Below are 10,343 nucleotides of genomic sequence, written 5' to 3'. Positions count from 1 at the left end.
CCCCCCCCCCCCCCCCCCCCCCCCCCCCCCCCCCCCCCCCCCCCCCCCCCCCCCCCCCCCCCCCCCCCCCCCCCCCCCCCCCCCCCCCCCCCCCCGGGGGCCGGGGTCAGCCGATGACGACGGCGGACGAGGTGCCAACCTGCACCCAGCGCAGGACGCCGGAGGTGTCGGGCACCTCCTCTTCCAGCCAGAACACGTAGGGGACGCCGGAGGCCAGCCCCGCGAACCTCACCGTGACCGGCACGCAGCCGTCGGGCTGGGCGGCGAGCAGGGCCGGCGGCTCCGGCTGCACGCCGGGGACCAGCCGCTGGCTGACCGCCTGCACGCGGTAACGCCGCACGGCGGCGGAGCCGTCGGCCTGCCAGCTGACCGTGGCCGACGCGACGCCGGGCACCACGCCCGGGAGGATCTGCCGCGGGGTGCCGTAGCCGCCGCACGCGGCCTCCGGCACGCGCAGTTCCGGCTGGACGCCGTAGGGGACGCCGGGCCGCACCGGCACCTCGATCGGCCGCGGGCGGGGGATGTCCACGACGCTCACCGGCGGGACGGCGGCCGGCGCGGCGGGGGGCGGCGCGACCACGGTCACCGGGCCGGGGAGCGCGGCGGCCGGCGCGGGGACGGCGGGCAGCGCCGTCCGGGAGGCGGTCACCGTCGCGGCGACCTCCGTGACCGGCCCGCTGAACGCGATCAGCCCGACAGCCGCCACCGCGGTGACCGTGCCGGTCCCGCGTCCCCGCCGTCGTACCCGCCGTGCCACGTGCGCCTCCCGGTGTCGCACAGGTCATCGGCAGTCCCAGGGGTCACCTCAACCCCAACCGGTCCCCGTCCCCGCCGGGGGTGTCCGCGCGCAGGCCGAGGCGGGCCAGTTCCACGGCGGCCAGCGCGTGCGTCGCGGCGGGGTCGCCGGCCCGCCAGGCGTCCGCGGTGCCCGGCGGGAGCGCGGCCAGCCGGGGCAGCGGCGCGGTGGCCAGCGCCCGGGCGGCGAGGACGTCGGGGTCGGTCGCGGCCAGCCGCGTCGCCGCGCCGGCGTCCCGCGCCCAGCCCAGCCGCCACGGCAGCCAGCGCAGCAGCGCCCAGCCGACCGGCAGCACGACGAGGACGACGGCGAGCACCGTGGCCAGCGTGCCGACGGCGTCCTGCGCGGCCTGTCCCGCGCCGCCGACCGACCCGCCGGCGGAGCCGAGCGCGTCGAAGGGGGCGGCCAGCTCGTCGCCGACGACCGGCACGTCCTCGGCGACCTCCGCGGCCGAGGACATGCTGCCGGCCACCGAGGCGCCGAGGTCCTCGACCGCGCGGCCGGGCCCGGCCAGGGCGAGGACCGCGCCGTGGACCGTCCGCGCGACGAGCACCCAGAGCACCAGCCAGGCCAGCAGCCCGACGTCGGCGGCCAGCTGGCGACCGCGCAGTGCGGGGGACGGGGCGTACAGGGGCACGGGCACTCCTCCGGGGAGACGGGCGACCCGACCACCTTCCGCCGGTGCGGGCAGCCCCGCAGGCGGGGCACCCGGGGGCGCTGGCAGGCTGGACCCGTGCTGACCTCCGACCAGGCCCTGTCCCTCCTCTCCGCCGCCCGCGAGGAGTGCGCCCGGATGGGCGTGCCCATGTCCTTCGCCGTCATGGACGCCGCGGGTCACCTCGTGGCCGTGCTGCGCACCGACGGCGCACCGTGGATCTCCACCGACGTCGCCCAGGGCAAGGCGTGGACCGCGGCGGCCTACGGCATGCCCAGCGCCGGGCAGAAGACCAAGATGGACTCCCTGCCGAACTTCTCCACCGCGCTGAGCGCGATGACCGCGGGGCGCTTCACGCCGCAGCCGGGTGCCGTCCCGGTCTACGCCGACGGGCAGCTGGTCGGGGCGCTCGGCGCCAGCGGGGGCACCGGCCAGCAGGACGAGGACGTGTGCAGCGCCGCCGTCACCACCTGCGGGTACGCCACCACCGCCGGGTGATCCCCGGGGCGGCCCGGCGCTCCTAGACTCCGCGCGAGGCGCGCCCCCACCGGGGAGGCCCACGAGGCGGTGGGGCGCCCGTCACCCTCGGGACGTCCCGCCGGGACCAGGAGAGCGGACGATGCGCGTCGGGGTTCCCCGAGAGGTCAAGAACCGGGAGTACCGGGTGGCGCTCACGCCGGCCGGGGTGACCGAGCTGGTGCGGGCCGGGCACACGGTGCTCGTCGAACGGGGCGCGGGGGAGGGGTCGTCCATCCCGGACGCCGACTTCACCGCCGCCGGCGCGCAGATCGTGGCCGACGCCGACGACGTGTGGGCCGACGCCGACCTGCTGCTCAAGGTGAAGGAGCCGGTCGCCGAGGAGTACGGCCGGCTGCGCGCGGACCAGACGCTGTTCACCTACCTGCACCTGGCGGCGTCCGAGGAGTGCACCGACGCCCTGGTCACCTCGGGCACCACCGCGATCGCCTACGAGACGGTCCAGACCGCCGGCGGCGCGCTGCCGCTGCTCGCCCCGATGTCGGAGGTGGCCGGCCGGATGGCGCCGCAGGTCGGCGCGCACAGCCTGGAGCGGGCGCACGGCGGGCGCGGCGTGCTGCTCGGCGGCGCGCCGGGGGTCTACGCGGCCAAGGTGGTCGTCATCGGCGCCGGGGTGTCGGGGATGAACGCCGCCGCGATCGCCCTCGGCATGCAGGCCGAGGTCGTCGTCCTGGACAGGGACGTCGACAAGTTGCGCGCCGCCGACCGCATCTACCAGGGGCACCTGCAGACGGTGGCCTCCAACGCCTACGAGATCGAGCGCGCGGTGCTGGACGCCGACCTGGTCATCGGGGCGGTGCTGGTGCCCGGCGCGAAGGCGCCGACGCTGGTGAGCAACGACCTGGTGGCGCAGATGAAGCCGGGCTCGGTGCTGGTCGACATCGCCGTCGACCAGGGCGGCTGCTTCGAGGACAGCCGCCCCACCACGCACGACGACCCGACCTTCCGGGTGCACGAGTCGGTCTTCTACTGCGTGGCCAACATGCCCGGCGCGGTGCCGAACACCTCGACGCACGCGCTGACCAACGTGACGCTGCCCTATGTCATGGCGCTGGCCAACGAGGGCACCGTCGCCGCCGTCCACGCCGACCCGGCGCTCGCGCACGGGGTCAACGTCGTCGGCGGCCAGGTGGTGCTGCCCGAGGTCGCCGACGCCCACGGCATGACCGCCGTCCGACTCCAGGAGGTGCTGTCCTGACGACAGCGACGGGAGCATCGCGGCGAGCGCCAGCGAGCGAGGAGCGGACCGGCGCGCGGAGTCAGGACCAGGGGCAGAGCCTGACGACGTCCACGACGTCCGACGTCGCCCGGGTGGTCACCGGCTACCTCGACCACCTCACCGTGGAGCGCGGCCTGTCGGCCAACACCATCTCCGCCTACCGGCGTGACCTGCGCCGCTACACCGAGTTCCTCGACGCCGCCGGCGTGCGCGGGCTGGGCGAGGTGGCGGAGTCCGACGTCGCCGGGTTCCTCGCGGCGCTGCGGCAGGGGGACGACGACCACCCGCCGCTGTCGGCCACCTCGGCGGCCCGCGCGGTGGTCGCCGTCCGGGGGTTGCACCGGTTCGCGCTGCTCGACGGCCTGGTGCCCGACGACGTCGCCCACGAGGTGCGCCCGCCGTCGCCGGCGCGGCGGCTGCCCAAGGCGATCCCGGTGGAGTCGGTGGTCGCGCTCATCGAGGCCGCCGGCGCGCTCGAGGGGCCGCGCGGGCTGCGCGACCGGGCCCTGCTCGAGCTGCTCTACGGCACCGGGGCGCGCATCTCCGAGGCGGTCGGGCTGGCCGTCGACGACCTCGACCGCGGCCAGGCGGTGGTGCGGCTGGCCGGCAAGGGCGGCAAGCAGCGGATCGTGCCGGTCGGGTCCTACGCGCTGAAGGCGGTGGAGGACTACCTGGTCCGCGCCCGCCCGGCGCTGGCCGCGGCCGGGCGGACCGGCGTGCGCGGCGGCGCGCTGTTCCTCAACGCCCGCGGCGGCTCGCTGTCACGGCAGAGCGCCTGGACCATCCTGCGGACGGCGGCGGAGCGGGCGGGGCTCACGGCGGAGGTCTCGCCGCACACGCTGCGGCACTCCTTCGCCACCCACCTGCTCGACGGCGGCGCCGACGTCCGCGTGGTGCAGGAGCTGCTCGGTCACGCCTCGGTCACCACCACGCAGGTCTACACGCTCGTCACCGTCGACCGGCTGCGCGAGGTGTACGCCGGCAGCCACCCGCGCGCCCTCACCTGACAGTGGCAGGCCTGAGCCCTCGGCGACTTCTGCCAGCCGGTCCGCGGGCTTGTGGCGCGTGTGTTGTCACTGGTCGCCAAGTCGACACGACATGCGGCGTGCCTCCTGGGTGAAGCGTGTCCACGTCCCTACCGTCGGTGCATCCCGCGCGGGCAGAACGGCTGCCGCACCCGGTGCGAGCCGGAACGGGCACGAGGTGGAGGACACGACAGCGATGGCGATCCGAGGGGACGCGGCCGGTCAGGCCTTCGCGCTCCCGACCGACCCCGAGCCCGAGATGGGTGCCGCCGCCTCGCGGCTGGACCCGGCCCGAGCGCGCATGCGCCGGCTGCCGGACCCCAAGCCCCTGACGCAGCACGGCCCCGCGCGCATCATCGCGATGTGCAACCAGAAGGGCGGCGTCGGCAAGACGACGTCGACCATCAACCTGGGTGCCGCGCTGGTGGAGTACGGCCGCAAGGTCCTGCTCATCGACCTCGACCCGCAGGGCGCGCTGTCGGTGGGCCTCGGCGTCCCGGCGCAGAACCTCGACCGGACGATCTACAACGCCCTCATGGAGCGGCGGACCTCGCTGAAGGACGTGCGGGTCCCCACCGACATCGCGGGTCTCGACCTGGTGCCGAGCAACATCGACCTCTCCGCCGCCGAGGTGCAGCTGGTCAGCGAGGTGGCGCGGGAGCAGACGCTGATGCGGGTGCTCGCCGACGTCCGGGACGAGTACGACTACATCCTCATCGACTGCCAGCCCTCGCTCGGCCTGCTCACGGTCAACGCGCTGACCGCCGCGCAGGGCGTCGTCATCCCGCTGGAGTGCGAGTTCTTCTCGCTCCGCGGCGTGGCCCTGCTCGTCGACACCATCGAGAAGGTCAAGGAGCGGCTCAACCCCGAGCTGGAGATCTCCGGGATCCTCGCCACGATGTACGACGCGCGCACCGTGCACTGCCGCGAGGTGTTCAGCCGGGTCGTCGAGGCCTTCGGGGACACGGTGTTCCAGACCGTCATCCAGCGGACGGTGCGCTTCCCGGAGACCACGGTCGCCGGTCAGCCGATCACCACCTGGGCGCCGACGTCCTCGGGCGCGTCGGCCTACCGCGACCTGGCCAAGGAGGTCCTGGCGCTGTGACGCGTCGTCCTGTGCTGCCTGGCGCGGCCGAGCTCTTCCGCCGCACCGACGCCGCCCCGGCGCCGGAGGTCACCGAGCTGCCCAGCATCAGCGCCACGGTGAGCTCGCCGGCGCTGCGCGGCGGCCCGGCCCGCCGTGCGGACGGCTCGCCCGAGACGGTCCCGCCGCTCACGCTGGTCCCCGGGGGTGCGGACGACGCCGACCCGCTGGCGTCCTTCCGCGAGCCCGCGCCGGCCCCGGCGGGAACGCCGGTCCGCCCCACCCGCGGCAAGGCGCAGCGCACCGAGCGCGTCAAGCACGACGAGAAGATCACCGTCTACATCTCCGCCGAGGAGCTGCTGGCGCTGGAGAGCGCGCGGCTCACGCTGCGCGGCCAGCACGGCGTCGCGGCCGACCGCGGCCGCATCGTCCGCGAGGCGATCAGCGTGCTGCTCGCCGACCTCGCCGAGCGCGGCGAGGACTCGGTGCTCGTCTCCCGGCTCAAGGCGAAGTGACCCCCGGCCCGCGGTGACCACCGGCGCGTGCGTCCGCGAGCCCGGGACCGTCGGTGACCGCTCGTACGCTGAGGGTGTGACAGCGACGGATGCGCCGGGGGTCGTCAGCGGGCGGTTCACCGTCCGGCTGACGAACTTCGAGGGCCCGTTCGACCTGCTGCTGCAGCTGATCGGCAAGCACAAGCTCGACATCACCGAGATCGCGCTGTCCCAGGTGACCGACGAGTTCATCGCCCACCTGCGGGCGCTGGGTGACGAGTTGGACCTCGACCAGGCCAGCGAGTTCCTCGTCGTCGCGGCCACCCTGCTCGACCTCAAGGCCGCGCGCCTGCTGCCCGCCGCCGAGGTGGAGGACGACGAGGACCTCGAGCTGCTCGAGGCGCGCGACCTGCTCTTCGCCCGGCTGCTGCAGTACCGCGCCTACAAGCAGGCGGCCGCGTTCCTGCGCGAGCGGGAGGCCGGCGCGGTCCGCCGCTTCCCGCGCGACGTCGCGCTCGAACCGCGTTTCGCCGAGCTGCTGCCCGAGGTGCTGCTCGGCGTCACCCCCGAGCAGTTCGCCGCGCTGGCGACCACGGCGCTCACGCCGAAGGTGCCGCCGACGGTCGGCGTCGCGCACCTGCACGCACCCGCGGTGAGCGTCTCCGAGCAGCTGGTGCTGGTCCGCGACCGGCTCCGTGCCGCGGGGACGGCGAGCTTCCGGACGCTGACCGCCGACTGCGGGCACACCCTCGAGGTGGTGGCCCGGTTCCTCGCCCTGCTGGAGCTCTACCGCCAGCAGCGCGTGGTCTTCGAGCAGCTGGCGCCGCTCGGCGAGCTGCACGTGCGCTGGGTCGGCGGTGCCGATCCCGGGCCCGAGGTCCTCGTCGACGGGGAGTACGCGTGACGGAGGACGAGCGGCCGCCGATCTCGTGGGACGCGCTGGCCGCGGAGCTGGCCGCCACCCGTGAGCAGGCCGAGCAGCGCGACGGCGCGGACGCCGCCACCTGGGACGCCGTCGCCGCGGAGCTGGCCGCCCGGGTCGCCGAGCGGCCGGCGCCGGTGGCCGAGCCCGCCCCGGTCGAGGAGCCGGCGCCCCTCGCCCCGCCGGTGGCCGCCGCCCCGGAGCCGGACCCGGAGCCCGCACCGGAGCCGGAGCCGGACCCCGACCTCGACCCGGCCGCGCTGCGGGGCGGGCTGGAGGCGCTGCTGTTCGTCGTCGACACCCCGGTCGACGAGGTCACGCTGGCCGCTGCGCTGCGCTGCCCGGTGCCGCGGGTGCGCGCCGAGCTGGTGGCGCTGGCGGCGTCCTACGACGAGCGCGGCGCCGGGATCACGCTGCGCCGGGTGGGGGAGGGGTGGCGGCTCTACACGCGGGAGGAGCACGCCGGCGTCGTGGAGCGCTACCTGGTCGACGGGCAGCGCAGCCGGCTCACCCAGGCGGCGCTGGAGACCCTCGCCGTCATCGCCTACCGGCAGCCGGTGACCCGCGCCCGGGTGTCGGCGATCCGCGGCGTCGGGGTGGACGGCGTGATGCGGACGCTGATCACCCGCGGGCTGGTGTCCGAGGTGGGCACGGACCCCGACAGCGGCGGCGGGCTGTACGCGACGACCCCGCTGTTCCTCGAGCGGCTGGGCCTGGAGAGCCTCGAGGAGCTGCCCGAGCTCGGTCCGCTGCTGCCCGAGACGTCGTCGGTGCTGGACGAGCACCCCGACGCCTGAACACCGGCCACCCCGGCACTCTCCCGCCGTTCCCGCCGTCCACGCGCCGGTGCAACAGCGCGGGAGCGACAGGAACGGCGCGAGAGTCGGCAGTCGCACACCCCGCGTCGCGCGGCGACGTCACCGCCCGATGTCCGCCCGGTCGGGGGAGCGGTGGATGGCTCTGCGGGCGGATCCGCTGCTCTGCGGGCGGGATCGGGCCGGCAGAGCGGGGAACCTGCCGGCAGGGCGGCGGCCGGGAGCGGCGCCACGCCGGGTGGGAGACTGGACGGCGATGGACACCGCCCCGCACGACGAGACGACCTCCGGCCCCGGCGACGGGTGGTCGGAGGACATGGAGCTCGCCCCCGCCCACCCCGGTGACCGGGGCCGCCGCGGCACGGACGCCTCGGCCGAGGGGGAGCGGCTGCAGAAGGTGCTCGCCCGCGCCGGTGTCGGCTCCCGCCGCGTCGTGGAGAACATGGTCGACCAGGGCCGGATCAGCGTGAACGGCAAGGTCGTGACCGTGCAGGGCATGCGGGTCGACCCGGAGCGCGACAAGATCGCCGTCGACGGCAGCCGCATCGAGCTGCGCGACGACCGCGTCACCTACGCGCTCAACAAGCCCGCCGGCGTCATCACCGCGATGAGCGACGACCGCAACCGGCCGACCGTCGGCGACATGGTCGGCGACCTGGCGCCCGGCCTGGTGCACGTCGGCCGGCTGGACCAGGACACCGAGGGCCTGCTGCTGGTCACCAACGACGGCGAGCTGGCCCACCGCCTGGCCCACCCGTCCTACGAGGTCAAGAAGACCTACCTCGCGCAGGTGTCCGGCTCGGTGCCGCGCGACATGGCCCGCCGGCTGCGTGCCGGGGTGGAGCTCGAGGACGGCCCGGTCAAGGTCGACTCCTTCCGCGTCGTGGACACCCACGCCGGCCAGTCGGTCGTCGAGGTGGTGCTGCACGAGGGCCGCAAGCACATCGTGCGGCGGCTGCTGGCCCACGTCGGGCTGCCGGTGTCCCGGCTGACCCGCACCGCGGTCGGCCCGGTCAAGCTCGAGCGGATGCGCAGCGGATCGATCCGCCGGCTCACCCGCGCCGAGGTCGGCGCGCTGAAGGAGGCCGTCGGCCTCTAGCTCGCGGCGACGATGCCCGGCGTCCGGCGGTGTCGAGACGGCGGCGTCGGCTCCGTCCCCGGGGTGAGGCGGCCACGATGGGCCGCACCGCACGAGGGAGATCCGATGGCCAGGTACCTGCTGCTCAAGCACTACCGGGGCGCGCCCGCAGCCGTGAACGACGTGCCGATGGACCGGTGGACACCCGAGGAGATCGACGCCCACGTGGCGTACATGCAGGACTTCGCCAAGCGGCTCGAGGAGTCCGGTGAGTACGTCGACGGGCAGGCGCTGGCGCCCGAGGGTGCGTGGGTCCGGTACGACGGCGCGGGGCGGCCGCCGGTCACCGACGGTCCGTTCGCCGAGACCAAGGACCTGATCGCCGGCTGGATGGTCGTCGACGTCGACTCCTGGGACCGCGCCGTCGAGCTGGCCGGGGAGCTGTCGGCCGCGCCCGGGGCCGGCGGGCGGCCGATCCACGAGTGGCTGGAGGTGCGGCCCTTCCTCGGCGGCCGGCCTCCGGTCACCGAGTGACCGGACGGCGGCACCGGACGCCGGGATGGACGAGTCGCGGCTGCGGGAACTGATCCCCCAGGTGATCGGCGTCCTCGTCCGGCGCGGAGCGGACTTCGCGTCGGCCGAGGACGCCGTCCAGGAGGCGCTGGTCACCGCTCTCCGGACCTGGCCCGCGGACCCGCCGCGGGACGCCAAGGGGTGGCTGGTCACGGTGTCGTGGCGCAAGTACCTGGACCTGCGCCGGTCCGAGCAGGCCCGCTCCGCCCGCGAGGTCGCCCTCGACCTGGAGCCGCCGCAGGGACCGGTACCCGCGGTCGACGACACCCTGCGCCTGTACTTCCTGTGCGCGCACCCGTCGTTGCCCCCCGCGGCGGCGGTGGCGCTCACGCTGCGCGCCGTCGGCGGGCTGACCACCCGGCAGATCGCCGAGGCCCACCTCGTGCCGGAGGCGACGATGGCCCAGCGGATCAGCCGGGCCAAGCGGCGCATCGCGGAGGTGTCGCTGGACCAGCCGGGCGACCTGCCGACGGTGCTGCGGGTGCTCTACCTGATCTACAACGAGGGGCACTCCGGCGCGGTCGACCTGGCCGCTGAGGCGATCCGGGTGACCCGGCAGCTGGCGGCGGCGGCCGACGACCCCGAGGTCGCCGGCCTGCTCGCGCTCATGCTGCTGCACCACGCGCGCCGCGCCGCGCGCACCGACGCCGCCGGCCGGCTGGTCCCGCTCGCCGAGCAGGACCGGTCCCGGTGGGACACCGCGCTGATCGCCGAGGGCGTGGGGATCCTGCAGGCCGCACTCGCCCGGGACCGGCTCGGTGAGTACCAGGCCCAGGCGGCGATCGCCGCCCTGCACGCCGACGCGCGGCGGTTCGAGGAGACCGACTGGGTGCAGATCGTGGAGTGGTACGACGAGCTCGTGGCCCTCACCGGCTCCGCCGTGGCCCGGCTCAACCGCGCCGTGGCGGTCGGGGAGGCGGACGGCGCGCCGGCGGGGCTGGCCGCCCTGGCCGAGCTCGACCCGGAGCTCCCCCGGCACACCGCCGCCGCGGCGTACCTGCACGAGAAGGCTGGCCGGCTCGCCGAGGCGGCCGACCTCTACGCCGCGGCGGCGCGGGCGGCGTCGAACACGGCCGAGCGCGACCACCTCACCCGGAGGGCCGCACGACTCCGGCAGGCCGCGCCCGGCTGAGTTCCCGAGCAGG

General features: G+C 75.9%; 12 protein-coding genes. 10 read left to right on the top strand and 2 right to left on the bottom strand.

The genetic code is table 11. From position 1 onward, the window contains the following. Nucleotides 1–106: 106 nt before the first annotated feature. Entirely contained in the window at nt 107–706 is a 600-nt protein-coding gene (locus ACI78Z_RS20750) for a hypothetical protein (protein ID WP_457038422.1), read from the bottom strand. Nucleotides 707–800: 94 nt separating this feature from the next. Next, on the bottom strand, nt 801–1,433 hold the full coding sequence (locus tag ACI78Z_RS20745; protein WP_457038421.1) for a hypothetical protein: 633 nt from the start codon (nt 1,431–1,433) through the stop codon (nt 801–803). 96 nt (nt 1,434–1,529) lie between these two features. Between ACI78Z_RS20745 and ACI78Z_RS20740 the strand changes: the two genes are divergently transcribed. The 10 genes from ACI78Z_RS20740 (at nt 1,530) to ACI78Z_RS20695 (ending at nt 10,330) form a co-directional block, all read left to right on the top strand. Then, nucleotides 1,530–1,949, top strand: a complete 420-nt coding sequence (locus ACI78Z_RS20740) for a GlcG/HbpS family heme-binding protein (RefSeq protein ID WP_457038420.1) — start codon at nt 1,530–1,532, stop codon at nt 1,947–1,949. Nucleotides 1,950–2,070: 121 nt separating this feature from the next. Then, a complete protein-coding gene (gene ald, locus ACI78Z_RS20735) occupies nt 2,071–3,186 on the top strand; it encodes an alanine dehydrogenase (RefSeq protein ID WP_457038419.1) in 1,116 nt (371 codons plus the stop codon). Nucleotides 3,187–3,299: 113 nt separating this feature from the next. Continuing rightward, on the top strand, nt 3,300–4,214 hold the full coding sequence (xerD, locus tag ACI78Z_RS20730) for a site-specific tyrosine recombinase XerD (protein WP_457038418.1): 915 nt from the start codon (nt 3,300–3,302) through the stop codon (nt 4,212–4,214). Nucleotides 4,215–4,428: 214 nt separating this feature from the next. Next, nucleotides 4,429–5,337, top strand: a complete 909-nt coding sequence (locus ACI78Z_RS20725; RefSeq protein WP_457038417.1) for a ParA family protein — start codon at nt 4,429–4,431, stop codon at nt 5,335–5,337. After that, nucleotides 5,334–5,831, top strand: a complete 498-nt coding sequence (locus tag ACI78Z_RS20720) for a hypothetical protein (protein ID WP_457038416.1) — start codon at nt 5,334–5,336, stop codon at nt 5,829–5,831. Before ACI78Z_RS20725 ends, ACI78Z_RS20720 begins: the two co-directional genes overlap by 4 nt. 76 nt (nt 5,832–5,907) lie before the next feature. Then, nucleotides 5,908–6,714: a segregation and condensation protein A gene (locus ACI78Z_RS20715; protein WP_457038415.1), complete on the top strand. Its 807-nt coding sequence runs from the start codon at nt 5,908–5,910 to the stop codon at nt 6,712–6,714. Beyond that, nucleotides 6,711–7,529 (top strand): SMC-Scp complex subunit ScpB, encoded by an 819-nt coding sequence (gene scpB / locus ACI78Z_RS20710; RefSeq protein WP_457038414.1) that lies wholly within the window; start codon nt 6,711–6,713, stop codon nt 7,527–7,529. Before ACI78Z_RS20715 ends, scpB begins: the two co-directional genes overlap by 4 nt. Nucleotides 7,530–7,803: 274 nt before the next feature. Then, nucleotides 7,804–8,646, top strand: coding sequence for a pseudouridine synthase (locus ACI78Z_RS20705; protein ID WP_457038413.1), 843 nt, complete (start codon nt 7,804–7,806; stop codon nt 8,644–8,646). A gap of 105 nt (nt 8,647–8,751) precedes the next feature. Continuing rightward, on the top strand, nt 8,752–9,159 hold the full coding sequence (locus ACI78Z_RS20700; RefSeq protein ID WP_457038412.1) for a YciI family protein: 408 nt from the start codon (nt 8,752–8,754) through the stop codon (nt 9,157–9,159). 25 nt (nt 9,160–9,184) lie between these two features. Further along, entirely contained in the window at nt 9,185–10,330 is a 1,146-nt protein-coding gene (locus ACI78Z_RS20695) for an RNA polymerase sigma factor (protein ID WP_457038411.1), read from the top strand. Nucleotides 10,331–10,343 lie beyond the last annotated feature (13 nt).

It is taken from the genome of Geodermatophilus sp. SYSU D01176, from assembly GCF_054050015.1.
Note: the sequence above shows the minus strand (reverse complement) of the source record. Positions and strands in the feature narration are given on the sequence as shown.